The organism is Methylobacterium nodulans ORS 2060, assembly GCF_000022085.1.
Taxonomy (GTDB): domain Bacteria; phylum Pseudomonadota; class Alphaproteobacteria; order Rhizobiales; family Beijerinckiaceae; genus Methylobacterium; species Methylobacterium nodulans.
Genome location: NC_011894.1, coordinates 2,565,214 through 2,587,163, shown reverse-complemented (window position 1 = coordinate 2,587,163; position 21,950 = coordinate 2,565,214). Strand labels below are relative to the sequence as shown.

The following is a 21,950-nucleotide window of genomic DNA, read 5'->3' as shown; positions in this document are numbered from 1 at the left end:
CGGGATTTTTCGCAGAAGGTGCGGGATTTCAGTCGTCGCCTTTCCAGGCCCGCGGGTTGCGCATCAGGGCCCCCCGCGCAAGCCGCTCGACGTCCGCCGCCCGGGTGTAGGTGGCGCTCTCGCGGCTGCCCGGCCTCCAGCCGAACAGGGCGTTCAGCTCCATCTCGGATGCCCCGGCCTCGGCTGCGCGGCGAGCCGCTGCCTTTCGCAGGCCGTGCGACCGGCCCGGCACGCCGGCCTTCTCGCAGGCCCGCCGGAACCACTTGGCAAAGCTGTCATCGACCCAAGGCGTCCCGCGGCTCGTCACCAGGAAGGCGAGGTCGCCGGTCGGTGCGGCCGCGATCGAGGCGGCGAGCGGTGGCAGGATCGGCCGCACGACCACGGCGCCGGTCTTCTTTGTCCTGATGGTGAAGGTGTCGCCCTTCACGTGCTGCCGGCCGAGCACCACCACGTCGCTGCGCCGCAGCCCCGTGTAGAGCAGCAGATCGAGCGCCAGCCGCTCCTGCGTGCCCACGGGCCAGCGGGCCTCGAACTGGCGCACCTCCTCCTCGGTCCAGGTATGAAAGCCCACGTCGGCATTCTTGCGCGCCAACGGCTTCACCCCAACCGCCGGGTTCTGGTCGATGTGCTCGTGCTCGACGGCCCAGGCGAACAGGGCGCGCATCGCGTACAAGAAGTTGTTGGCGGCGCTCGGCGTGTCCCGGCGCCGGTCGCGGCCGGTCACAATCGCCTTGCGGTCGATGTGGCGCAGCAGCTCGTTGCCGGCCGTCTTCTCGACCGCGCGAAGGATCGCATGCCGGCCAGTCCGCGTCCGCCGGGAGAGGTCGGCCCATTCCGGGCTCGCGACGTAGCGGGCGATCAGCCAGGACAGAGTACCCGGATTCGGCCCGGCCTGCTTCGCCGGCAGCTGGCCGCTTTCGACAGCGAGGCGGTAGTCCCGCCAGAACTCCGGGGAGCCGTAGGTCTCCCGCATCCGGATCCGCTTGCCCTGTCCGACGCGCACATACCAGACGGGCTTTCCGTGGCGGGTGATCTCGCGGACGAGGTGCGGCGGGCGTTCGCGGGGCATGTCGCTGCTCACAGGATGACGTCTCTACGCTCAGCCTCCGGCTCCTCCGGCGGCAAGGCAAACGGCTCTGTCGTGATAGCTCCCTCGGTCGTCTCGACCGCGATGCCGTCCGGCCGCAGCACGACACGGGTCACCGGCAGCCCGGCGTCACGCACCGCGCGGATGGCGCGGGCGATGTCGGCTTGCGTCACGGCGGCAGGCCGGCGCGGCATGGGTCAAATCTCCTCTCGGCTGGGGATGCGCTCAGCCCTGCGCATGGGCTGGTCCTCCTTTGTTCTGCTGACCTCCCGCTCCTGACGCAGGGGCGGATGGGGAGAGGGCGGCGCGGGCGGGATCAATCGACATGGCGCGCGTCCTCCGGTAGCGGCGCCCACTCCACGGGATCTCGGATGGTCGAGCGCGGTCCGAGGTTGTCGCAGACGACCCACTCGCCATCCCAGGTCACCAGACCCGGGAAGGCCTGCCGGATGACCTCCTGATTGCCGCGCACCCACGTGCCGCCACGCACCAGGATGCGGCGGGTCGGGTCGTGCGGTGCGGTCGCGATGTCTCGCCAGTACTCAGCCATGGGGCGGCCTCAGGGTCAGAGCTCGAGCCGGCCCGCCGCGGGGGCGTTCTCGGCCGCGCAGGCGGTGCACTGGTCCTTGCCGGCCCAGCCGCAGCCCCCAGGGCAGGCGTCCTCCTGGGTGCAGCCGCAGTCCCTGCAGATCCCGCCGAGCAGCGAAGGGACGCGCGGTGTGATGCCGTCCTCCGCCTCGAGCGCGCCGTCCGGCAGCGCCTCGGAGACCTCCATGGCCAGCATCCGGGTGAGCAGGACCTGCGCGGCCTCGGCCGCCCGGCCGACGATGTCGCTCAGCTGGTCCTCGTAGACCCGCTGGCGCAGCCGCCAGGAGGCAACCAGTTCGATCGCCACGGCGCCGATCTGCGCTTTCTCCTCCTGGGTCAGCTGCACCCACACCTCAGCGCCGCTGAAGCGTGGGAACGCCGGGCCGTCGACGGCCACGGGCGCGGGAGCGGATTGGGTATCAGCCACGGTTATGCTCCTGCGGATGAGGGATGGGGGCGCCCTGAGGGCGGGGTGAGGCGGGAGAGGCCGCTAAGTGCTTCCGCCGACGTTTCTTCTCCGGGCAAGGCTACGTTAATCAAAACCCCTGATTGTGTGGCACGGCCTGCAACCGGAAACGTTGTCGGTGCGGCTACATCCTGGGGGGATGACCATGATGGGTCGCGACGACGAAGCCTCATGCGCAATTCTGATCATGAACGGTGTTACGTTCTTCGGTCGGGTTACTGCCTCTGAGAAGAATATTCCACTCATACATTCAGAAGGAGAGCCGCAGAGAAAATTCGAACATTTCTTTATCAGCTTTGATGGAGCCTGCGCGCCTATAGATCTGTGGTTGGCTGTAGATGAAAGGCAGATTACGCGCAGCGCATCAACTGAAACTAACACGCTGCAATTGACAAAACGCCGAGCGTTCTTTGGTATCCGCTTGAGAAAAGCGTGGTCACTGGCCTTGATGTGGGTGAGAAATGAGGCCGGCATCGCCACCTCACACCAGCAGCAATTGGATTGAGCTGTCCGGAAAGACGGCATCGAGCGGCACGTCGCTGGTCGGCTTGCGCCCTCTGCGAACGGGTCGGTGAGGCGGGCGGAGGTCATGCCGGCACCTCGATGACCTCAAGCTCCTCAGCGCGCACGAAAGTGCAGCCGACGACTGCAGTTTCGCGGTCCGGATCCGGACGGAACCACAGAAGGCCGGGAGAGACCGCAAGCGTTCCGTGGACAGGATGGCTGAGGAGGACCGCGGGCGGCTCCTCGATTCGTCCGGTGATGCCGATGAGCGGCCGCTTCCACGTTGACCAAAGGGGCCCACCGATGATCCGAACGCGCGTGCCGGGCGTGAGGGCGAGGGCGGCGGAGGTCATGGAGCCACCCCTGCGATCTGGAGGATGCGAAGCTGACGCGGCCGCCTCGCAACCGAGGAACCGCCTAAAGCGTTGCTGGTAATCCGGCGGCAGACCGCAACCTGTGCGAGCTTCGCCGACACCGCGTGCTGCAAGTCCGACGCATGGCATAGGCTGGGGGTGAGCCCATGAACTGCAAGGTCAAAACTCGCAGTGAGGTCGAGGCAATTCTTCTCAACCGAATCCGCGAATTCCCTAACGGCCATCTGGTGCGACGTATTGAAATTGTAACCAGCGGCCTCGGCGAGGAGTTTCCTGGCTTCAATGTCTACATGGAGGACCCTCTGCCCGACAATTCGACAGAGATTGTCGAATTTATTCAGATTATGATGGTCACACTGTACAATATGTATGAGGTGTCCGAAGCACGAATTCAGTAAATGTTGAACATCTGGTAAGTTGTAGTGGCGGATCGGCATGGCTCTCACTCCGCGGCAGCGCGCATCAGCCACGCCTCATCCCGGTCGGTCCACGTGATCAGTTCGACCTTGCCGTGCCCGACGATCCGCTCGTCCAGGTGGGCGACGTAGCCGGGCACGTACTCACCGACGTGGGCGGGATCGATGATCGCGAACTGCGGCCGATGCCGGCGCACCTGCCGGATCGCCACGGCGCCGTTGCGAACGTCGCGCTTCAGCGAGGGGCAGTGCTGCAGGCTGACCGCGGCGCATTCCCGGTGCAGCAACGGCTCGACCTGCATGATGCAGAGGCCGCCGGCGCCGATCCGGGGCCGAGCATGCGACAGCGACACCTTCGTGCGATTGCGCAGCGGCCGGCCGCACAGGTCGCACAGGTCCCGAGCGATGGCCTCGCGCTGCCGCTGGCTGTGCGGCTTGCCGAACCGGGGCTTGCCCTCGCCGGGCGCGACGGCCTGGCAGATCGCGGGCCGGCCCGTGTAGGCGCAGCGGTCGACGCGGAACGCCTCCTCGGCGCTCCACGATGCGGTGTAGGGGACCGGCACCCCGCCGTAGAGAAGGGGCATGGCTACACAAGCCCCTTCTCGGTTGCGACCCGCTCGGGCAGCGTCAGGGTGTGGGTGGCCTTGCCCGCGTCCGGCTCGATCTCGCAGGCGGATTTCGGGATCCAGACCGCCTTCTCGCGGTCGCCGTCCATCGAGACGAGGACGGCGCGCGCGGTCTCGTGGTGCAGGCGCACCGTCAGGTCGACGAGGTCGGAGCGCATTTCAGCGGCCCTCCTCGGCAGGCGCCTCGCGCGCTTCGACAGCGAGCGTGTTCTGCCGCAACGCCTCACGGGCGCGCTGCGGCCAGATCGCGACCCCTTCGCAGCGAAAGCAGTAGGCAGACCGGCCGTTGTCGTAGAGCGGGTTGTCGATCGAGAGCCGCGTGTGATGGATCGGACACCGACCGAGCGAGAGCCAGAACAGCGTCTTCCAGCCATGGAGAGTGCGGGGCCAGCGGTAGCGCATCACCGCACCTCCGCCGCCATCGCGACCACGACCGGCCCCATCACCGTCCCGGGCCGCCGCATCACCGGCCAGTGGGCCCGCACCGGTGCGCTGCGCGGCCGCACCAGTTCGGTCGCCCGGCTCTGCTGGATCACGACCTCCTGGCCCGCCTCCAGCGCCTCGATGATCGGCTGCAGCCGGTCGGCGTAGAGCCCATAGAACTCGGCAAAGTCCTGGAGCCGGCGCAGGTCGTCCCGTTGCGCCGTGGCGTGCGCGCGCATCCGCTTCAGGTCTCGATGCTGGCCCGGCCAATTACCGATGAGTGTCGATTGCCACTCGAACGCCTGCGCGAGCTCGGCACTGTGCTTATCCGCTTCCTTGCGGGCGGCGTCGGCGAGGCTCGGAAAGTCGAATTCGCGGAGATCAGCAGCGCGCATGGTCAGGCGTCTCCCGGGATGGCGACGAGGCGGAGGGAGCCGCCCCAGATGGTCTCGATGTGCAGGTGTAGACGGGCGAGCACCGCGTTGGCGCGGCGCACGAGCTGGGATTGCCGGGCGTCGCTCATCGGCTTGCCGGGCCGGGCCGCAGCCATGGCCTCGGCGCGGCTCACCGCGAGCCCGACCCGCTCGCTGAACAGGAAGGCGAGCAGCTCGAACGTGCCGACCTGACGGAGGTCGAGGCGATGCCGGCCGCACCGGAGGCAGCGATAAGCCTTGTCCAGCACCACGGCGCCGGGGTTGGCGAGCGCGGTGTCGTAGCCGCAGGCCTTCACGATGATGATCGTCGGCAGCGGCAGGACAGGCCGCTCCGCCGCCTCGCGCGCCGCATGGGCGCGGCGCGAGCGGATGTTGTGGCGGACGGCCTGGGGCGCGGTGGTGCTGAGCATCGCAGCGCCCTCAGAACAGGATCTCGGCGTCCTTCACCCCGCGCGCCGCATTGGCGGCACCGAGGAGAAGGCTGCGCACCTCACGCAGTCGCTCGAGGCACGGTGCGCGATCGTCGGTGGTCGTGGCATCGGTCGGACGCGCGGCGTTGAAACCCTTCGCCCACCAGAGCAGGTCGGCGAGGCCGGCCGCGATCTGGTAAGCCGTCTCGGCTGGCAGGCGGATCTCCGCCATGTCCGGCGCCGGCGGCTCCTCGCGCCGTGGGACGCACGGAACCACATCGGGAGCGACCTCGCCCCGCTCCGGAGCGGCCACCGCGCGGACCTTGCTGATGCCGTACGGCGCAGACTGGATCTCGGGGTGGGTGAGCACACCCACCATGCCGAGGAGCTCGTCCCACGCGAGGCCGGTCGCGTGCTGGGTGTTCTCGCCGTTCCCGATAGCGAGGTTGAAGTGCCCCGAGTCGTCGGCCGTGATCGTGATGGGGAGGGCGCGCATCGGTCAGGCCTCCCGCCTGGACGAGCGGCGGCCCGTGCGCATGTCGCTCAGGGCGTCGTTGCCCGGGAAATCGTCTGCGGCGCCACCCAAGGCCGGGTCGTGCTCCTCGCCGGCCTCACCATCGTCGGCGGCCTGGGCGCCCCTCTCGGCCTCGTCGTCCGCCAGCGGTGCATCGGCGCCAGGTGCCTGATCCGGCTGGTGCTCGATCGTGTCGGACAGCGGGTTGGCAACCGGCTGGAACAGGCCCGTGATCTGCCCGTCTTGGCCCGGCTTGCGGCTGAAGTCGTACAGCTCATCGTCCCGCCGGATCAGGTCATCGAGATCCGACGAGAGCGGCAGCACCTTGCTGTGGCGGCGCGCGACGGTCTTGCGCGCCATCTCCTCCCACCACTGCGACCAGGGGCCGCCGTTCCGCGCCCGGCTGACCTTCCGGACCTTCTCGATTTCCTCGACGGTCATGACCTCGCGGGAGCGCTCGCCGCTCTTGAGCACCGCGATGGAGTAGGCGGCGATCGGCTTGCCGCGGTTCACGAGGACGGGCCGATGGATGATCTTCGGATCGTCGCCGAGCTGGTACTCGAACTCGTCGTTCTCGAAGACGACGTTCGCCTCCCAGGTCGAGACCTCGCCCGAGTTGCGCACCTTCTTCCGGATGCCGGCGATCATCGGCATCCACTGTGCGCGCCCGTTGAACTCGACGATCGCGCCTTCGCGCCCGTCCGGCAGCAAGCCGTCCTGAGCCGCCCGCATCGCGGCGTTGAAGAAGGAGCGGCGCTCCAGCTTCAGGAGGTCCGGATTGTTCTGGACCGCGGTGAGAAGCACCCGCTTGAACCGCTCGACCGGGATGTGGGCGGGCAGCGCCGCGGCGAACTCGGCCTCGCGGCTCTGGATCTGCTCGCGCACCAGGACGAGCGGATTGGCGGGCGGATTGCGCTCGGCGACGGCCGTGGATGCAGCCATGGAAGTTCTCCTGTCGGGATTCAGCGGGACAACCACACGGGCAGGTCGGAGAGTTCGATCTCTTCGAGCGGGGCGTGCTCGACCCACGGCGCGTCGAGGCCGTGTGACCGGCGAGCGGCGACGTAGTTCCAGAGAGCGAGGTCGATGGTCTTCTCGGCGATGCCGAGCACTTGGTTGCCGGGCGAGAGCGCGACGCCCCACGTCAGCGGCGCGTCGCCCGTGCTCCAGAACACGAAGACGAAAGCGAAAGCCGGCGCTGCTGCGACCCGGGCCAGCCAGGCCGGATCATGGTCGCCGAAGACCCGGCCCTCGCCCGCGAGCCGCGCCAGCTGCGCGCGGGCCTGCAGGTAGGCGGCGGCCTGCACCGGGTAGCCGTATTCGGCCATGGCGCGCAGGCAGTTCGCCTTGAACGACGTCGGGCGGCTCGGCCGCGTGCTCTTGAGGTCGATGACCGCGCGCGGCTTCAGGTAGTCGAACCGTGCCTTGCGGCGCACCGGCTCGCCGTCCACCTCGTCGGTCCAGAAGAGCGACACCTCGGACATGCCGCCGGTGAAGGAGGCGGCGAGGTGCGGATTGGCCAGGATGCTCTCGGCAGCCCCGCGAATCCGGTCGAAGTCGTCGGCCTTGAGGATCTGGCGGCCGGCGCGGGCGGCCTCGGCCTGGATCAGATCCAGAACCGGAGGCATGGTAAGCGGAGGAGCGCAAAGCTCCTGAAGCATTTCGATCTTGCCGGACTTGCTGCGGGGGATCTTCACCGCACCGCATTCACGGAACAGGTAATCGGCAAGATCTGCGTCCGTCCGGAGCACATCGTCGCCAGTCGCCTCGCGCTCGAAGGCTGCCGAGAACGATTGCTCGCCCTCCAGCACCAGCTTGTGCACCGCCTTGCCGATGATCTGCGAAGGCGTGGAGTCCTCGGCCGGCCGGTTCGGGTTGAGCACCGAGCCGAACCAGTAATCCGCCGGCTCGGCCGCGAGGCGCTTCAGGTCGGAGGAGCCAAGCGCTGGGTCGACATGGTAGAGCGCCTCGTCCAGGCTGAAGTAGATGCCGTCTGCGAAAGTGGTGGCAGCCGTGTCGGTGCCGTCCATCATCTTCATGACGCAGACTCCGCCAGACGCTTCGCTTCGGCAGCCTGCTGCTTCTTGACGTAATCCTCGTGCAGCTCGTCCTCAGCGGCCCGGACAAGGCATGACGCCATGGCGGACGCATCCTTGTTCGGATGGTCGTTGAAGTAGCGAGCGACGCGGCCGGCGAAGCGGTCCATCTCGCGCCACGACGTCTCAATGACGCCAGCCAGAAGCTTGTCGCGCTCGTAACTCATCGCCGTCACTCCCCCGCCGCAGCGCCAACGCGCCGGAGGAAATGCGCCGTCTCGGCCGACAGCGCGTCGAGGTGGGCCGGGTCGAGCGGCGCCATGGCGCCCGCCGGCAGGACACCGGCCATCGCGTTGACCGCCGAGCAGATCAGCTCGGCCCGCTCATGCACGATGGCCACCGAGGCGACCGGCATCGCCGAAGCGCAGGGCTTGCCCTCGGCGTCCACGATCATGCGGCCGGACCGCTCAACGACTGCCCACGGGGCCGGGCAGCCGAGCGCGTCGAGGTAGGCGCGGAAGGTCTGGGAGGCTTCGGCGGGGCTCACGGACGCACCCTCCCCGCCTGCACCGCGGCTGCGGCCCGCAGCTCCGCGATGATCACGCCGCCGGCGTGGCTCAGGAGAGCATCGACCTGCGCACTCGTGACTGGGTCGGCGATGGCGAGCAGGCTCTTGATGCGCAGGAGGTCGTCCGCCACGACGAGAAGGGCACCAGCTTGCTCGGCAGCGAGGGTAGCGCGCTGTTGGGCCCGGAAATCCGCGAAGGCCGGCAGAGTGACGGGATCCACCGGGCGGCCGGTGACGAGGCTGATGACGGGCGACATCATCACAGCCCCCGCCCGTGCACCTGGAAGACGTATTCGCGGCGGCCGACCTCAATGAAATCGAGCCCATCCGGCACGCGCGGCGCCTTCTCGGCCGGCCCGGTGACGCCATGGCGCCGGGCCGCATCCTCCAGGCTCGCCGGCAGCGCATCGCGATCGTCGTCGTGATCGATCAGGTCGACGACCTTGCCGAGCGCCATCGCAGTGACGTTGCGGGCGACCGGCGTCAGCGGGTCGGTGATGTCGAGCTCGTAGACCTCCTTCAGCGTCGAGCCCTGGCGCTCGTCGGCGGCAAGGAATGCCGTGATCGCGGTGAGGCCGTTTTCGACGGTGGTTTCCTCGATCCACTTCCGGCCCGAGGCATCGACGAAGTGGGCGAGATACGTGCGGGGCGGCTCGCGGCGGCTCATTGCGCGCCTCCCCGATTCATCTGCCGCACGACGGCGCGCGTACCGAGGTAGTCGACGCCGGGTACCGGGTTGCACGGCTCGTTGCGGAGCGATGGCGTGAACTTCGGGCCGCGGATGTGGGTCTTCAGGACCTCGGCGGCCTCGGCGCGGGTGACCGCGCGGATGGTGCCCTTCTCGCTCGTGAAGTCCTTCAGCTCGCCGTAGCGGATGGTGCGCGGGTCGCGCCGGGAGGCCGGGGTTGCCATCACAGCACACCCCCACGCACCGCGTTGACCAGCGCGCCGCCGCTCAGGGCCAGCGCGATGAGGATCGCCGCCGCGAAGATGACGAGGCCCGTCGCGAGCCAATCGCGGTCCGCGGGCTCGCGCTGAGGCTCATCTTCAGGGAGCGGCTCCCGCAGGAACAGCGGCGGCTCGAAGGCAGGGAAGATCTCAGTGGGGAAGTGCGGCGCCCGCGGGGGCGGCGCAGAGGCGAACGGGTCGGGTTGGGGGCGGGTGAGCATGTGGGGGCATCCGTGGTGGATGACCCCATAATCGCGGTTTTCGCGATTTGGTCAACAAGGAAATCGCGATTTTGTCGATTATCTCAGAAGCGGGTCCCCGATCGGATGAAATCCAGGACAAAGCCGATCACGCGGACGTTGTCTCCGCCGTCACCTGCAACGACGAGTGGTCGCTGAAAACGGCCGTCGTTGCTGTCAGGCCACAACTCCCATGCGCCCTCACTGCCCCGCACCTGTTTTACGGTTGTCTCGACGAGGTCGCCGCACCGCTGCTCAACGACAACCCAGTCGCCCAACTGGTACGGGCGCGGCGCTGCATTTGCGTCAAGTACGATGATGTGATCCCCGTCACGGGCCTGACGGTTAATGCTCTCCCCGCGTACTATGTACGCGGTTATGGCTTCTTTAGGCCAACGCGGATCAGCGACGTAGGGGATGTCGTAGTCTACGAAATCGACATACTGCATGTCTACAAAGGCGCCTGCCGCGACCTCTCCCACGACCTTAACGTAAGACACATCGCGCGCGGGGAGTTGTGCTGTCAATGGTGGGCTAACACCTAAGAACGCGCAAATGCGCTTGAGTTCGTCGGCTTTGATCGTGCGCTTGCCAGACAGCATCCGACTGACCGCGTCCTCGCTGAGGCCGATCGCGGACGAGAGGGCTTTCTGCGGGATCCGTCGATCGCGCAATTGCCCAGCGATCCATTCTCGCAACAATTCCCGATCCCCGTTGGATGCTGCTCTCCGGCGCCTTTTTGGCACCCTAGGCACGGATGTCATTCGACTATTTCCCAACGGGGGTGGGCGAGGGCCGTAGACAAAATCGCGATATGGCTTGACATGGCTTGTGAATATCGCGATTTCTGAAGGCATGACGAGCCGCACCCGCCCCGCCTCGCTCCGCTGTGAGCCGGCCCGATCCATCATCCTGAAGCTCGGGGGGATAGATCCCGTAGCCGAGGAGTGCGACGTGCACCGGAGCCGTGTCTGGGCGTGGGCGCAGCCCCGCGAGCGGCACAGAGCTGCGACGGGCGGGAACGTACCGCAGCGCCACCACGTCCGGCTGCTCAATATGGCTCGTCGGCTGAATGTGCCTATGACCGCTGAAGATTTCCTTCCCGTCCATAATAACGAGTCTCTCTCGGTATGCGTAGCTGCTGCGCCAGACGCTGTAGCAACATTGTGATGTATTTCAAAATGTAGCTTGCCGGTGATCATCTTATCACAACCGTTACTAGAGCGGATTGGGCCAGCCGAAGAGAGGTGCGAACACTCAATACAGGCTTGAATGTACCTAATCTACGTTCGACGCCGGTGGTTGAGAGCGCGCAATATTCTTGGTGCGGATTGGGGGTCGATAGAATGGTGCCCGCGCATATTGCAGCTTTTGCCGTGCAGAATGTGGCGACACGCGCAGTGGTGATTGCGCGACCTGCAACCAGAGGTGCTCTTGAGAGCGCTCAATCAGACGGGCCCGCAGCAGCCTCGGCGGCAACCCCTCCCAACACCCCTACTCCTCCCACCATGGCGGAGGCGGCGCGATGATCCGCCTCCTCACACATCAGGAGACACACCATGCGCAGTCGCTCCATCAGGCTCGATTTCAAGGGCCGCATGCATGCGCCGTCCAAGCCGGCCAAGCGCGCCGGCAAGAAGCTGCCGGCGCGGCCGGAGAAGCGCACGGGGTACTTCGGGTTCGTCACGCGCGGACTGGAGCGGGCCGCATATCATGCCGAGCGGCGCGCGGAGGTCGCCCGCATCCGCGCCGCGCGCGAATTCGAGCGGCGGATGCGCGCCGCCTAATCGATCTCGGGCACCTTGCCGCCATAGGCGTCGGCTTGACGACGCCATCTTCGCTGGAGCGCGGCCACGCCCTCGCCGGCGCTCACCGACGATCCGCCCTCGATCGCCTGCCGCAACAGATCGGCGTGGAACTCCTCGCCCTTGTTGCCTGTCGCACCCTCGATGAGGGAATCCACGATCTCGCTGCGGAGATCGTCGGTCAGCATCCCGTCTTTGCCCATGTGCTGGATCAGGCTCAGCACGAGCCGCTCCAGCACGGCCACACGATCTTCGAGCTCGTCGCGGGTCACGGTTATCTCCCTGTCCGTGATCTTCGGCGCGAGAGGCCGGGCCGCTACCCGGCCTCTCACCGATCCATGCTGTCGTCATCCTACACCTTCCGCAAGGGAGCCGCCGCGTGATCCGGCCCGCTTCGCAGAAGATCGGCCCGCTCCGCGTCGCTCCGATCGGCAATCTCGTGCGCGGGCAAATTCCTGAGGCCGGCCCATCTGCCGATTTTCAGCTCACGCGCACCGAGGCCGTTCAGCTGCGGGCGTGGCTCGACCGCTTTCTGGACGGCGACGCCGTAATGGCGAGCGGTGGCCCGCACCAGAGCGGTCCGCGCCTCGTCCGCGGCCTCTCTGCCGACGGCGACCCGCCCGTGTTCGAGAAGGCCGGCGATGCGCTCAGCGGCGGCACCAGCCCCGCACCAGCCCAGCGTCTTCACTCGTCCAGTCGCGGGGAGGCGTGAGCCGTCATGCGCTCCGCCTCCGCCCCCGAGACCCGCCGGTCCAGCAAGCCTGGCCCAGCCGGCGGCGCGCCCGGTCCGGCAACGACCGGCCCCTGTCCGTTCCGGGCCGGGCGCAACCCTCTTCGCGGAGCTCAGCCCAGCAATTCTGTTCGCGCCGGCCGCCCGGCCCGCGCTCCGAGGCCCCGGCCGGCGGTGGCGTCGCCGGTCGGAGCACTGCCCGTCGTGGGCGATTCCTCCCTGACTGGCCCCCTCTCCCTGTGCGGAGAGGGGGGCTTCTTGGGGCCTCAATTCCGACGTGCCGCGCTCGGCGGCGCGTGCGCCCGCGCCATCAAGGTCTCTCGCATCGCTGACCGCGCGGGCGCTCTCCTTTTCCTGGTTTCGCGTGACCGCTCGCCGGCAAGCATCGTCGGTCGCGCGCGTGTTGTCCTGCGTATCCCTGTCCACCTCCTGCATCTCGAAGTTCCTTTCGGTTCGACGCTGTTGAACCACAGGAGCCTTCCGACGTGCCGGGAAAACATACCGAGGGCTCGGAAAAGTATTCCGAGGGCGGTCGCATGACGACGGTCGATCAAGCCTCTCAGCTTCTGCGAGAGCTCGCCGAACCGCGGCCGGTCGGCGACACCGTGAAAGCTGCCATCACGCGCGCCGCGCGCGCGGTCTCTGCCGTTCTTCAGGAGCCGATGAGCTATGGCCGTGCCGAGGATATCTGGCGGCGCGAGGCTCGCCGGATCGACGCCGCCGAGATGGACGCCATCCGGGCCGCGCATGCCCGCCGCGCCGGCGAGCTTCGGACCGAAGTTCAGAAAGCTGCGGCGTTGGCTCAACGCCTTGAGCGCCTGGTTGCCCAAGCATCTCCTGCTTCAAGCGGCGAAGATCTGGAGCAGCTCCGGTCTACGGCAGATGAGGCGTGGAAGGCGGCGCGTACGCTTCGCCGTCTTGCTTCGGAAGCGCGCGGAGCGTGACCGGCGATGACTGGCTTCGTCGATTTCAGTCCCTCCGAGTTCACGCCGCCGGAGACGGGCCGGCCGGCACCGACCGATGGCCGCGCGGGAGGCCAGCGATGACCCGCGCCCGCCCCGAGCAGGTGATCCAGACCAAGATCGTCGTGGCCATGCACCGGCGGTTCGACTGCCGGTGCGTGCACGTGCCGAACGGCGGCCGCCGCGGCAAGCTCGAGGGCGTGGCGTTCAAGGAGATGGGCGTCGAGGCGGGGCACCCCGACCTGATCGTGTACGGCCGGGGCGGTCGGTGCTTTCTCATCGAGGTCAAGGCGCCCGGCGGGAGCCTCAGCGCGAGTCAGCGCGCCTTCCTCCCTGGCCTGCGGGAGCGCGGCTTTCCGGTGCACGTGGTGGACTGCGTCGAGGACGCGCTCGCGGCCGGCGCGGCATTTGGGCTGCCGCCAGCCGCGGCGCGGCCGCGTCCGGCGCCCGAGCCGGCGACGGAGTTCTGAGCGTGGCGGCGCTCCAGTCCCATTCCGAGAGCCGCCGCAGCCGCGGCCCGGCGCAGATGCGCCTCTCGGGGCTGGAGGCCGAGATTCGGCTGCGCGAGGACGAGCAGCTCTCGAAGCTCTACCGCGCCTGGAAGCGGCAGAAGCTCGAGGCGCTGCTCGCCGGTCCTCACGGCGAGGAGATCCGCGACCTTGATCGGTTCATGCGCCGGATGGGCCTCGCCGACGGGCCAGCCCTGATCGCGCGCGTCGAGGCCGCGGCGTGGATCCAGGAGATGGACGCCGACGCCCGCCACGATCTCCTCAGCCTGATCGGACGCCGCATCGCCCTGATGCGCGAGCGGAACGGGCTCGAGCCCTTCAACGACGGCGTGCCCGGCGATCCGCCGCGCGCCTTCGAGCGGATCAAGACCCTGATGGGGTGCCGATGACCTGGCCCTTCGACCCGCTGCCGCCTCTGTCGTTCGGGCTGATCATGGGGGGTCGTCATGAACGTTGACCACGACGTTCTGCGGCGGCTCGCTAAGGGTGGCGCCAACGCGCTCGACATCGGCAAGGCGGCTGAGCATCTGGTTTGTGCCGACCTGATCTTGTCCGGCTACAGGTGTTATCTCAGCGATCAGGGGCTTTCCTACGACATCGTCGTCGATGTTGAGGTCCGCCTTATCAGAGTGCAGGTCAAGGCGACCTGCTTTCCATCGAACATGAACGCTCGAGGGCGTGCAGAGCGCATCGGTTATACGTTCCATGTGAGGAAACGAGGAAAGCTTGCTCGTGGACGGCGTCTCAGTGAGGAGCATTGCGATTTAGTCGCGCTAGTTGCTCTAGACATTCAAGCCGTCGCTTATCTGCCGCTGCGCGAAGTTGGCCAGTGCTGTCAGCTTATGCCGCCTGGCCATGCATTCGCCGGTAAGTTCAAGCGCAGTCGCATCGTGCCTATTACGGGCTTGCCTTTCGCGGATGCGCTCAAGCGAATGGGAGGCCAGAATGTTTGACTGGCCTTTCGGAGATCTCCGTCCGCTGTCTTACAGCATGCTGATGGTAGATCCACCCTGGTCCTACGACCTCTGGTCCGAGAAGGGCATGAGGAAATCGGCCATGGCGCAGTACGCGTGCATGTCCGATGAGGCGATCTGCGCCCTGCCCGTCGGCCAGCTCGCCCGCGGCGACGCCGTGCTGTGGCTGTGGGCCACCGGCCCGAAGCTCGACGTCGCGCTGCGCGTCATGGCGGCCTGGGGCTTCCGGTACCGGACCTTCGGGACCTGGGACAAGCAGCGCTGGGGCACGGGATACATCATGCGCTCCGTCGCCGAGCCGTTCCTGATCGGCACGCTGGGGCGTCCCGTGTTCGACGGGCGCAGCATCCCGAACATCATCCGCGGCGGCGCGCGCCAGCACAGTCGCAAGCCGGAGGAGGCCTACGCGATCGCCGAGCGGCTCGTGCCGGCGGCGTACCGTTGCGAGCTCTTCAGCCGCCAGTCGCGCACCGGCTGGGCCACCTGGGGCGACGAGGCCGGGCGCTTCGACGCGCCCGTCCTGCAGGCCGCGGAGTGACACCATGGCGGGCTTCCGCTCCCTGCCCGTCTTCCGTCCTGGCCTCGTCGGCGTCCACACGCGCGGGGCGGACGCGGTGCGCCTCTCCGGAGCGCTCGTCGGCGTGCCGGACGCCTATCCGGCCGCTGTGGCGCTGGGCGATCCATCCATCCCGGAGCGGCGCGCCCGCGCGCTGCGGATCCTGGAAGGGCTGCCGGCGCGCCAGCGGGAGCGGATCCTGGCGGCCTACGAGCGAACGGGGCAACGCGCATGACGGCGTGGTCGCCCCAGCAGGATCAGGCCCTGCGCGCCGTCAAGGCGTGGCTCAAGAGCCCGGGCCGGGCGCCGTTCTACCTCGGCGGCTACGCCGGGACCGGCAAGACCACGCTCGCCCGGCACCTTGCCGAGGGCGTCAAAGGCGATGTGCTCTTCGCCGCCTTCACCGGCAAGGCTGCGCTCGTCATGCGGGCGAAGGGCTGCACCGGCGCCACCACGATCCACTCGCTGATCTACCGGCCGAAGCCGCGGCGCGACGGCAGCGTGACCTTCGTGCTGAACGAGGACAGCCCCGTCGCATCGGCCGCGCTCGTCATCGTCGACGAGTGCTCGATGGTCGGTCCTGAGCTTGGCCGAGACCTGATGAGCTTCGGCACCAAGGTGCTCGTGCTCGGCGACCCCGCGCAGCTGCCGCCCGTCGACGGCGCTGGCTACTTCACGGGCGGCGACCCCGATTTCATGCTCACCGAGGTGCATCGGCAGGCCGCGGACAACCCGATCATCGCGCTGTCGATGCGCGTGCGCCAGGGCGGGCGGCTCGCCGCCGGCGCCTACGGCGAGAGCCGCGTCATCCAGCGCGCGGCGCTCGGCCAGCGCGCCGTGCTCCGCGCGGACCAGATCCTGGTCGGTCGCAACCAGACCCGGCGCGGGCTGAACGCGAAGGTGCGACGGCTCTACGGTCGCGACCCGGCCGGCCCGGAGATCGGCGACCGGCTCGTTTGCCTGCGCAACAACAAGGACAAGGGCCTGCTCAACGGCGGGCTCTGGGAGGTCGCCGACGTCGCGCAGAACGACGGCGCCATCGTCGAACTTGAGGTCATGCCGGACCACGACCCGGACGCCGCGCCGGTCCCGGTGGAGGTACGCAGCGAGTTCTTCCACGGCCAGGAAGAGGCGCTGAGCCCGAAGCAGCGCAGAGGCTTCGACGAGTTCACGTACGGCTACGCGCTCACCGTGCACAAGGCGCAGGGCTCGCAGTGGAATCGCGTGGTGCTGTTCGACGAGAGCTGCGCCTTTCGCGAGACCGCGCGGCGCTGGCTCTACACCGGGCTCACGCGCGCGGCCGATGCCGTGACGGTGGTGCTGTCATGAGGGCGCGGCCCGCCCTCGACCCGGAACGGGAGCAGGCCCGTGGGCTGCCGCTGGGGCGCGCCGACTTCGCGGCGTTCCGGCGCCGCGGCGTCGAGGGCCGGCATCTCGCCTGCGCTCGGCATGGCGTCGACCTGGTGCTGCGCGACCTCGTGGTGTTCGGGAAGCGACAGCGCTTCGGCTTCGCGCGGCACGACGGCGGCGAAGGGCCGGGCGCGGTCGAGGCCTACACGATCCCGGCCCGGGACGCCGGCGGCGCGCTGGTCGACGTCGTGGCCTGGGATCCCGCCGCAGGCCGCCTCGCGACGTGGCTCGGCGCGGTCGGCATGCTCGGCGAGGACAGCCTGTGGCGCCCGCTCGCGGACAAGGAGCCGCTCGTGGTGCACCGCGACCCCGTCGGCTGGCTGGCGGCGGGCTGGCGCGGCGTGGTGGTGATCAACGACGCCCTTGCCCGGCCTGCGCTCCTGGGAGCCGGCACGCTGCTGACGCAGGACATCGCCCACGGCGAGGCCGTGGAGGCGATGCTCAGGAAGGTCAGGATGCCCCGCATCCTGGTCGAGGCACCATGATGACGGCGCCGATCGACCTCGATCAGGCCCGCCGGGCTAAACGGCTTCGTGATGCCGGTGCCCAGGGTGCCGGCGGCGCGTCGGGATCGTCGGGTCTCCTGCCGGTGATCAAGGTGGTGGCCTCCGAGCTGCCGCGGGTCGTCGACGAGGCCGAGGACGCCCTGATCGAGAGCGGGGCCGCGGTGTTCGCCCGCGCCGGCGCGCTGGTGCGGCCGGTCGTGGAGCCGACCCCGACCGCCAACGGCGGCCTCGCCCTCGTCGCCAAGCTGAAATCCCTGACCGCAGATTCCCTGGCCGACATCCTGGCCCAGGTCGCCAAGTTCCAGCGCTTCGACGGGCGCGCCCAGCGCTGGGTGAACATCGATCCGCCCGACAAGGCCGTGGCGATCCTGCTGTCGCGCGAGGGCCGGTGGCGGCTTCCGCCGATCTCCGGCATCACCACGATTCCGACCCTGCGGCCCGACGGCTCGCTCCTCGACGAGCCCGGCTACGACCCCGCGACCCGGCTCTTCCTGATGCCGGACGAGGCCGTGGTCATGCCGGCGATCCCGGAGCGGCCGAGTCGCGCCGAGGCGCAGGCCGCGCTCGCGCTTCTGCTGGGGCCCCTGCAGGAATTTCCCTTCGTCGGGCCCGTGGATCGCGCCGTGGCACTGTCCGGCATCCTGACCGCGGTGCTGCGGCCCACGCTGCCCTCGGCGCCCTGTCACGGGATCCGGGCCTCCTCCGCGGGCACCGGCAAGTCGTATCTCGTCGATCTGATCGCCGCCATCGTCACCGGGCGCCCCTGTGCCGTCATGGCGGTCGGGCGCACCGAGGAGGAGACCGAGAAGCGTCTCGGCGCACTCCTTCTCAGCGGTACGCCCCTGATCTCGCTCGACAACGTCAACGGCGAACTCGGCGGAGACGCGCTCTGCCAAGTGACGGAACGGCCGGTGGTCAGGGTGCGCATCCTGGGCCGATCCGAGGTGCCGGAGATCGAGTGCCGGGCCGCGGTGTTCGCCACCGGCAACAACTTGACCTTGATCGGCGACATGACGCGGCGGGCCGTGCTGTGCCGGCTCGACGCCGGCGTGGAGCGGCCGGAGCAGCGCGAGTTCGCGTCGAACCCGATGCAGGCCGTGATGGCCGACCGCGGCGCCTACGTGGCCGCCGCCCTCACCATCGCCCGGGCCTACCGCGCCGCCGGCGCGCCGCGGGTCTGCGGCCCGATCGGCTCCTACGGGGCGTGGTCGGACACGGTCCGCTCCGCGCTGGTGTGGCTCGGCGAGGCCGACCCGGTCGCGAGCATGGACATCGCGCGGGGCGAGGATCCCGAGCGCGCCGCGCTGTCGGAGCTCATCACGGCCTGGGGCGAGCACCTCATCGAGGGCGCCTACTACGCCACCGGCGACATCGCCGCGGCCGCGCAGGAGACCGGCACCGACGGGCACCCGCTGCGGCCGTCCTTGCGCGAGGTGCTGATGCGCCAGGCCGGCAAGGGGTCCGCGATCTCGACCCGCAGCCTCGGCCGCTGGCTTACGGGCGTCCGCGGTCGCGTCGTGGCCGGCATGCGCATCGAGATGGTCGCCGACGAGAAGCGGGGCAACCGCTACGCGCTCTGCAAGGCGCCGGAGGAAGGGAGGTGAGCACGCGCGAATGGGGTTTCTGCTGGGGTTTGTGGGGTTTCGAAAAATGTAACCCCACCGGAAACCCCACGGAAAATCTGACGGTGGGACAGGGGTTTATGGCCGATTTGGGGGTTTTCGGGGTTTTTTCGCCAATCTTCACGCGCGACCTTTCCTGCGCACGCGTAAGAATGAGAAAAAACCCCAATAACCCCCAAAACACCTCTAAGTCTCTGACAGATCAGCAGATTTTGGTGTGGGGTTTCTCGAAAAAAAACCCCACCCTAACCCCCCAAAACCCCACCGAAACCCCAGGACCGGACTGGTGCGCCACCGCCGTTCCAGATGAAGAACAGTTGGTAGTTCAGAGACATAGAGGAGATCCCGATGCCCGAGATCGACACCCAGTCCCCCGACCTCGCCGGCCTCACCGGCCGCATCGTCAGCGCCTACGTCGCCCACAACGCCGTCCCTGCCGCGGAACTGCCCGTGCTCATCGCGTCGTTGCACGGTGCCCTTGCAGGCCTGGGCCAGCCGGCCGAGCCCGAAGTGCCGGCCCTCGTCCCGCCCGTGCCGATCCGCAAGACCGTGACGCCGGACGCGATCATCTCGCTGGAGGATGGCAAGCCCTACAAGACGCTCAAGCGGCACCTTGCCGGGCGCGGGCTGACGCCCGAGCAGTACCGGGCGAAGTGGGGCCTGCCGCCCGACTACCCGATGACGGCGGCAAACTACGCTGCGCAGCGCTCCGAGCTGGCGAAGAAGACCGGGCTGGGCCGGTTGCGGGCCTGAAGACCGGCGCTTGATCCTGCCGGCGGCCGGGCCTGTTCCGGCCGCCGGCGATCGTCTCCCTGTCGCCTACCGAGGAGCCCAGCGAGCATGGCCCGGAAGCGGAACCGCCGCCGCAACCGCACCAAGATCTTCGACGCGAAGGTCACCCCGACACACCACGTGCGGCTGCATCGGCTGCGGGTCGTGGTCGATGGAGACCGCCGCTGGTACGTCGTTCGGATCGACCCCACCCGCGAGCGGAAGATCCGCGAGGGGCTGGAGACGGCAGGCTTTGCGACCTGCGTGCCCGCCAGCAGCGCCGTAATCGAGCATCGCGGTCGGTACCGGGAGACGCGCCGCCGCGCCGTCCCGGGCTATCTGTTCGTCGGGGCGGATCGTGGCATGGACGGGCGCGCGGCGCTCTGGGCCTACCACGACCGCGTCATGGCGAGCCTGCCGCCCCGCGTGTTCGCGCTAGAGGACGAGGGCCGCCTCGTCCGGGTCCGGCAGCAGGGCGAGGCGGAACGCCCCTTCTACCGCGTGATGGGGCCGTTCGGGCCTGAGCAGCTGCAGCGGTTCTCGGACAAGGTCGGCGCCGAGCTCGTGGCGGTGCTCTATGCGGGCACGGAGCCGGTCGGGCAGTTCCCGGCTGCGGCCGCGCGCATTCTGGAGGGGCAGCGCCTGGACTTCTGCGAGGTTGGCGACTTGGTACGCAGAGGGCCTTCGGGGCCTCTATATGTAACAGCTGGCGCGACGCGCAGACCTAACCCTTTGTATGCTGAGATCCGCCAATGAGCGCCGAAGTGAGTTTTTCAACAACATCCGGCAGGAGCGGAAGTTCGACCAACACAGCGAGAACGACCACTCCTGCTCATATAGCTGCCCCTGTTGAAAGCCGTGTAGTTAGCTTGGCGTTTGCGCTTCACCTCGGTGAACCGCCGGCTTGAGCTGGTGGTAGAGGGCTGAGGAGGGTTAGCGCCAGCAGCTTCCCCAATGGAGGAAGCGGCCCGTCCGCCGGTTCATGCAGTAGACCCGCGGCCGCGACACGCGGCGGCAATACCCCCAGTGGAGGAAGCGTCCGGTTCGTCGGTTGTAGCAGAAGACCCGCGCATCCTGCACCAGCGGGTTCTCCTGCAGAGAGCCGAGGATCGCCGCGCCCTGGACCGGCGCGCTCCATCCGCTGGACGGGCTGCACAGCACGAAGCCAGTCACAGCCGCTGCAAGCATCCATTGGCCATGATGCGCCATGAATACCTCCTGACCAGACTCAATCTCCGGGCGATCTCGACCGCCAGCCTCGCTCGGGGGTGGCAAATCAAGGCGTCAGGAAAGACTATTGCTCCAAGTATGGCGAAGATCTCTCCGGTGTCAATGATTTGGACCGACTCGGTGCACCCTCGATGGGGGATCCTGCACGGAGAACGACTCGGTGCACCCTCAACGGGGGATTCCGCACGCGCTGCGCGGATCACCACACTGCTTTCCGGTACTACCGTGTCATAAAGATTTATAACCTATTGATATTGAACGCTTTTGCGGTAAATGATGTCAGGGATTGCGGAGCTATGTCTTCCGCCGGGGCTTTTTGCTAAACTGGTCCTGAGAGCCCGCTGCTTGTTTAGCGAGGCTGCCGTCCTGCCGACGGAGCAAAAATTTGAGGAGCTTAATATGGCTGCCCTCATGCGACTGCTGCTATTCGTATTCGCAACAGGTATCATATCGTTCGAAGTATCGACTGCCGTACAGGCTCAGTTTGCGACGCCGGAAGCTGCCGTTCAAGCGGTCTACGCCCAATATCAGGGTTCAAGCAAAAGGCCAAATTTGCTTTCACTTCGCTTGGACAGCGCGGCTGCGAACCATTTCTTCGAGCCAGAGCTTGCAAGGGCATGGCTCAAAGATCTCGCCAGTGCATCAAACGGCGACAATGTCATTGATGTTGATCCGTTCATCGGCGCCCAGGACGCAAACGTTTCAAAGCTGTCGATCGAACGGAGCAAAATGATGGGCGAATACGCAGTCGTCCAAGCGAATCTCCGCAACTTCAGCAAACCCACGCATGTCACATACCGTCTGAAGCGCGCTCCAGATGGCTGGCGCATTTACGATGTCACATCCAACCAAGCGCAGGGACTCCGCCGTATGCTAGGCTTGAGAGACTAATTGTGCTGTTTGCTTAGGGCAAAGCGGTTACGGTAGATTTGAACCGGCGAATGTTTTCATGTGGATTTTTGCTGTTCTTGTCTGTTCTTGATATAGTCGAGTAGTTGTATTCGGGACAAGACAGCATGATTACGAGCGGGTGCCCTTTGAACATAACATTGTCCTGGGTGGGCAATTTGCTCAGACTGAGGAGAATTACAAATGCGTGTAATGCTTATTTCTTCCGTCCTCTCGCTAATCGCAATCTCGCCAGCGGAGGCGACCTGTACGTTGCGCTCCGAGGGACATTGCCTCAGCGAATCCGAAGAGGGCCGATGCTTAATTGAAATCGGGGGAAAGAAGTATCTTAAC

The 21,950-nt window shown here is 67.5% G+C and carries 38 protein-coding genes; 16 read left to right on the top strand and 22 right to left on the bottom strand.

What is annotated here, in order from left to right:
• Nucleotides 1-28 precede the first annotated feature (28 nt).
• The 4 genes from MNOD_RS12065 to MNOD_RS12050 form a co-directional block, all read right to left on the bottom strand.
• Nucleotides 29-1,069, bottom strand: coding sequence for a tyrosine-type recombinase/integrase (locus tag MNOD_RS12065; RefSeq protein ID WP_015929169.1), 1,041 nt, complete (start codon nucleotides 1,067-1,069; stop codon nucleotides 29-31).
• Between the two features lie 8 nt (nucleotides 1,070-1,077).
• Nucleotides 1,078-1,281, bottom strand: coding sequence for a hypothetical protein (locus MNOD_RS12060; protein WP_015929168.1), 204 nt, complete (start codon nucleotides 1,279-1,281; stop codon nucleotides 1,078-1,080).
• A 122-nt stretch (nucleotides 1,282-1,403) separates the two neighbouring features.
• Nucleotides 1,404-1,637, bottom strand: a complete 234-nt coding sequence (locus tag MNOD_RS12055) for a hypothetical protein (protein WP_015929167.1) — start codon at nucleotides 1,635-1,637, stop codon at nucleotides 1,404-1,406.
• A 15-nt stretch (nucleotides 1,638-1,652) separates the two neighbouring features.
• The gene (locus tag MNOD_RS12050; protein ID WP_015929166.1) at nucleotides 1,653-2,102 is read right to left on the bottom strand and encodes a hypothetical protein; all 450 of its coding nucleotides are present in this window, start codon (nucleotides 2,100-2,102) and stop codon (nucleotides 1,653-1,655) included.
• A 187-nt stretch (nucleotides 2,103-2,289) separates the two neighbouring features.
• On the opposite strand from MNOD_RS12050, the gene MNOD_RS46395 reads away from it, so the two are divergent.
• The gene (locus MNOD_RS46395; RefSeq protein ID WP_157091439.1) at nucleotides 2,290-2,646 is read left to right on the top strand and encodes a hypothetical protein; all 357 of its coding nucleotides are present in this window, start codon (nucleotides 2,290-2,292) and stop codon (nucleotides 2,644-2,646) included.
• Nucleotides 2,647-2,728: 82 nt separating this feature from the next.
• Here the strand turns inward: MNOD_RS46395 and MNOD_RS12045 are convergent, their stop codons facing one another.
• Nucleotides 2,729-2,998, bottom strand: a complete 270-nt coding sequence (locus MNOD_RS12045) for a hypothetical protein (RefSeq protein ID WP_015929165.1) — start codon at nucleotides 2,996-2,998, stop codon at nucleotides 2,729-2,731.
• Between the two features lie 167 nt (nucleotides 2,999-3,165).
• Here MNOD_RS12045 and MNOD_RS12040 point away from each other — a divergent pair, with 167 nt between their 5' ends.
• Nucleotides 3,166-3,417 carry a hypothetical protein gene (locus MNOD_RS12040; protein WP_015929164.1) on the top strand — a complete coding sequence of 84 codons (252 nt, stop codon included), beginning with the start codon at nucleotides 3,166-3,168 and terminating at the stop codon, nucleotides 3,415-3,417.
• Between the two features lie 44 nt (nucleotides 3,418-3,461).
• On the opposite strand, the gene MNOD_RS41370 is transcribed toward MNOD_RS12040, so the two are convergent.
• The 15 genes from MNOD_RS41370 to MNOD_RS11965 all read right to left on the bottom strand — a co-directional run bounded on the left by MNOD_RS41370 (nucleotide 3,462) and on the right by MNOD_RS11965 (nucleotide 10,331).
• Nucleotides 3,462-4,019, bottom strand: coding sequence for a hypothetical protein (locus MNOD_RS41370; protein WP_015929163.1), 558 nt, complete (start codon nucleotides 4,017-4,019; stop codon nucleotides 3,462-3,464).
• 2 nt (nucleotides 4,020-4,021) lie between these two features.
• A complete protein-coding gene (locus MNOD_RS12030; RefSeq protein WP_015929162.1) occupies nucleotides 4,022-4,219 on the bottom strand; it encodes a hypothetical protein in 198 nt (65 codons plus the stop codon).
• Nucleotide 4,220: 1 nt separating this feature from the next.
• Entirely contained in the window at nucleotides 4,221-4,463 is a 243-nt protein-coding gene (locus MNOD_RS12025; protein WP_015929161.1) for a hypothetical protein, read from the bottom strand.
• Nucleotides 4,463-4,879: a hypothetical protein gene (locus MNOD_RS12020; RefSeq protein ID WP_015929160.1), complete on the bottom strand. Its 417-nt coding sequence runs from the start codon at nucleotides 4,877-4,879 to the stop codon at nucleotides 4,463-4,465. Before MNOD_RS12020 ends, MNOD_RS12025 begins: the two co-directional genes overlap by 1 nt.
• Nucleotides 4,880-4,881: 2 nt before the next feature.
• Nucleotides 4,882-5,328, bottom strand: a complete 447-nt coding sequence (locus tag MNOD_RS12015; RefSeq protein WP_015929159.1) for a hypothetical protein — start codon at nucleotides 5,326-5,328, stop codon at nucleotides 4,882-4,884.
• A 10-nt stretch (nucleotides 5,329-5,338) separates the two neighbouring features.
• The gene (locus MNOD_RS12010; RefSeq protein WP_015929158.1) at nucleotides 5,339-5,824 is read right to left on the bottom strand and encodes a hypothetical protein; all 486 of its coding nucleotides are present in this window, start codon (nucleotides 5,822-5,824) and stop codon (nucleotides 5,339-5,341) included.
• A gap of 3 nt (nucleotides 5,825-5,827) precedes the next feature.
• Complete coding sequence (locus MNOD_RS12005) at nucleotides 5,828-6,784, bottom strand: recombinase RecT (RefSeq protein WP_015929157.1); 957 nt, start codon at nucleotides 6,782-6,784, stop codon at nucleotides 5,828-5,830.
• Nucleotides 6,785-6,804: 20 nt separating this feature from the next.
• The gene (locus MNOD_RS43045) at nucleotides 6,805-7,881 is read right to left on the bottom strand and encodes a PD-(D/E)XK nuclease-like domain-containing protein (RefSeq protein WP_015929156.1); all 1,077 of its coding nucleotides are present in this window, start codon (nucleotides 7,879-7,881) and stop codon (nucleotides 6,805-6,807) included.
• Nucleotides 7,878-8,105, bottom strand: a complete 228-nt coding sequence (locus MNOD_RS11995; protein WP_015929155.1) for a hypothetical protein — start codon at nucleotides 8,103-8,105, stop codon at nucleotides 7,878-7,880. Before MNOD_RS11995 ends, MNOD_RS43045 begins: the two co-directional genes overlap by 4 nt.
• Nucleotides 8,106-8,110: 5 nt before the next feature.
• Complete coding sequence (locus tag MNOD_RS11990; protein WP_015929154.1) at nucleotides 8,111-8,425, bottom strand: hypothetical protein; 315 nt, start codon at nucleotides 8,423-8,425, stop codon at nucleotides 8,111-8,113.
• The gene (locus MNOD_RS11985; RefSeq protein WP_015929153.1) at nucleotides 8,422-8,706 is read right to left on the bottom strand and encodes a hypothetical protein; all 285 of its coding nucleotides are present in this window, start codon (nucleotides 8,704-8,706) and stop codon (nucleotides 8,422-8,424) included. The genes MNOD_RS11990 and MNOD_RS11985 overlap by 4 nt, the downstream gene beginning before the upstream one ends.
• Nucleotides 8,706-9,113: a hypothetical protein gene (locus tag MNOD_RS11980; RefSeq protein WP_015929152.1), complete on the bottom strand. Its 408-nt coding sequence runs from the start codon at nucleotides 9,111-9,113 to the stop codon at nucleotides 8,706-8,708. Before MNOD_RS11980 ends, MNOD_RS11985 begins: the two co-directional genes overlap by 1 nt.
• Entirely contained in the window at nucleotides 9,110-9,358 is a 249-nt protein-coding gene (locus MNOD_RS11975; RefSeq protein WP_015929151.1) for a hypothetical protein, read from the bottom strand. The genes MNOD_RS11980 and MNOD_RS11975 overlap by 4 nt, the downstream gene beginning before the upstream one ends.
• Complete coding sequence (locus MNOD_RS11970) at nucleotides 9,358-9,615, bottom strand: hypothetical protein (protein ID WP_015929150.1); 258 nt, start codon at nucleotides 9,613-9,615, stop codon at nucleotides 9,358-9,360. Before MNOD_RS11970 ends, MNOD_RS11975 begins: the two co-directional genes overlap by 1 nt.
• Before the next feature lie 83 nt (nucleotides 9,616-9,698).
• Nucleotides 9,699-10,331 carry a helix-turn-helix domain-containing protein gene (locus tag MNOD_RS11965; protein WP_244424715.1) on the bottom strand — a complete coding sequence of 211 codons (633 nt, stop codon included), beginning with the start codon at nucleotides 10,329-10,331 and terminating at the stop codon, nucleotides 9,699-9,701.
• Nucleotides 10,332-11,192: 861 nt separating this feature from the next.
• On the opposite strand from MNOD_RS11965, the gene MNOD_RS11960 reads away from it, so the two are divergent.
• On the top strand, nucleotides 11,193-11,420 hold the full coding sequence (locus tag MNOD_RS11960) for a hypothetical protein (RefSeq protein WP_015929147.1): 228 nt from the start codon (nucleotides 11,193-11,195) through the stop codon (nucleotides 11,418-11,420).
• Here the strand turns inward: MNOD_RS11960 and MNOD_RS11955 are convergent.
• Entirely contained in the window at nucleotides 11,417-11,710 is a 294-nt protein-coding gene (locus tag MNOD_RS11955) for a hypothetical protein (protein ID WP_015929146.1), read from the bottom strand. The genes MNOD_RS11960 and MNOD_RS11955 overlap by 4 nt on opposite strands.
• A 107-nt stretch (nucleotides 11,711-11,817) precedes the next feature.
• On the opposite strand from MNOD_RS11955, the gene MNOD_RS11950 reads away from it, so the two are divergent.
• The 12 genes from MNOD_RS11950 to MNOD_RS11895 all read left to right on the top strand — a co-directional run bounded on the left by MNOD_RS11950 (nucleotide 11,818) and on the right by MNOD_RS11895 (nucleotide 20,234).
• Nucleotides 11,818-12,150, top strand: coding sequence for a hypothetical protein (locus tag MNOD_RS11950; protein WP_043748570.1), 333 nt, complete (start codon nucleotides 11,818-11,820; stop codon nucleotides 12,148-12,150).
• A gap of 554 nt (nucleotides 12,151-12,704) precedes the next feature.
• Entirely contained in the window at nucleotides 12,705-13,112 is a 408-nt protein-coding gene (locus MNOD_RS46390; RefSeq protein WP_157091438.1) for a hypothetical protein, read from the top strand.
• A 98-nt stretch (nucleotides 13,113-13,210) separates the two neighbouring features.
• Nucleotides 13,211-13,600, top strand: coding sequence for a VRR-NUC domain-containing protein (locus MNOD_RS11940; RefSeq protein WP_015929142.1), 390 nt, complete (start codon nucleotides 13,211-13,213; stop codon nucleotides 13,598-13,600).
• A 2-nt stretch (nucleotides 13,601-13,602) separates the two neighbouring features.
• Nucleotides 13,603-14,028 carry a hypothetical protein gene (locus MNOD_RS11935; protein ID WP_015929141.1) on the top strand — a complete coding sequence of 142 codons (426 nt, stop codon included), beginning with the start codon at nucleotides 13,603-13,605 and terminating at the stop codon, nucleotides 14,026-14,028.
• Nucleotides 14,029-14,085: 57 nt separating this feature from the next.
• Nucleotides 14,086-14,592, top strand: a complete 507-nt coding sequence (locus MNOD_RS11930; RefSeq protein ID WP_015929140.1) for a PDDEXK-like family protein — start codon at nucleotides 14,086-14,088, stop codon at nucleotides 14,590-14,592.
• A complete protein-coding gene (locus tag MNOD_RS11925; protein WP_015929139.1) occupies nucleotides 14,585-15,151 on the top strand; it encodes an MT-A70 family methyltransferase in 567 nt (188 codons plus the stop codon). The genes MNOD_RS11930 and MNOD_RS11925 overlap by 8 nt, the downstream gene beginning before the upstream one ends.
• Before the next feature lie 4 nt (nucleotides 15,152-15,155).
• Nucleotides 15,156-15,404 carry a hypothetical protein gene (locus tag MNOD_RS11920; protein ID WP_015929138.1) on the top strand — a complete coding sequence of 83 codons (249 nt, stop codon included), beginning with the start codon at nucleotides 15,156-15,158 and terminating at the stop codon, nucleotides 15,402-15,404.
• Nucleotides 15,401-16,498, top strand: a complete 1,098-nt coding sequence (locus tag MNOD_RS11915) for an ATP-dependent DNA helicase (protein WP_015929137.1) — start codon at nucleotides 15,401-15,403, stop codon at nucleotides 16,496-16,498. Before MNOD_RS11920 ends, MNOD_RS11915 begins: the two co-directional genes overlap by 4 nt.
• A complete protein-coding gene (locus tag MNOD_RS11910) occupies nucleotides 16,495-17,064 on the top strand; it encodes a hypothetical protein (RefSeq protein ID WP_015929136.1) in 570 nt (189 codons plus the stop codon). The genes MNOD_RS11915 and MNOD_RS11910 overlap by 4 nt, the downstream gene beginning before the upstream one ends.
• Complete coding sequence (locus tag MNOD_RS11905; protein ID WP_050783314.1) at nucleotides 17,061-18,689, top strand: hypothetical protein; 1,629 nt, start codon at nucleotides 17,061-17,063, stop codon at nucleotides 18,687-18,689. Before MNOD_RS11910 ends, MNOD_RS11905 begins: the two co-directional genes overlap by 4 nt.
• Before the next feature lie 366 nt (nucleotides 18,690-19,055).
• Nucleotides 19,056-19,460 carry a Ros/MucR family transcriptional regulator gene (locus MNOD_RS11900; RefSeq protein ID WP_015929134.1) on the top strand — a complete coding sequence of 135 codons (405 nt, stop codon included), beginning with the start codon at nucleotides 19,056-19,058 and terminating at the stop codon, nucleotides 19,458-19,460.
• Nucleotides 19,461-19,547: 87 nt separating this feature from the next.
• Nucleotides 19,548-20,234: a transcription termination/antitermination NusG family protein gene (locus MNOD_RS11895; protein WP_015929133.1), complete on the top strand. Its 687-nt coding sequence runs from the start codon at nucleotides 19,548-19,550 to the stop codon at nucleotides 20,232-20,234.
• A 177-nt stretch (nucleotides 20,235-20,411) separates the two neighbouring features.
• Here MNOD_RS11895 and MNOD_RS11890 read toward each other — a convergent pair whose 3' ends face one another.
• Complete coding sequence (locus MNOD_RS11890; RefSeq protein ID WP_015929132.1) at nucleotides 20,412-20,687, bottom strand: hypothetical protein; 276 nt, start codon at nucleotides 20,685-20,687, stop codon at nucleotides 20,412-20,414.
• 420 nt (nucleotides 20,688-21,107) lie between these two features.
• Between MNOD_RS11890 and MNOD_RS43025 the strand changes: the two genes are divergently transcribed.
• The gene (locus tag MNOD_RS43025; protein ID WP_015929131.1) at nucleotides 21,108-21,599 is read left to right on the top strand and encodes a DUF3828 domain-containing protein; all 492 of its coding nucleotides are present in this window, start codon (nucleotides 21,108-21,110) and stop codon (nucleotides 21,597-21,599) included.
• The last annotated feature ends 351 nt before the right edge of the window (nucleotides 21,600-21,950 follow it).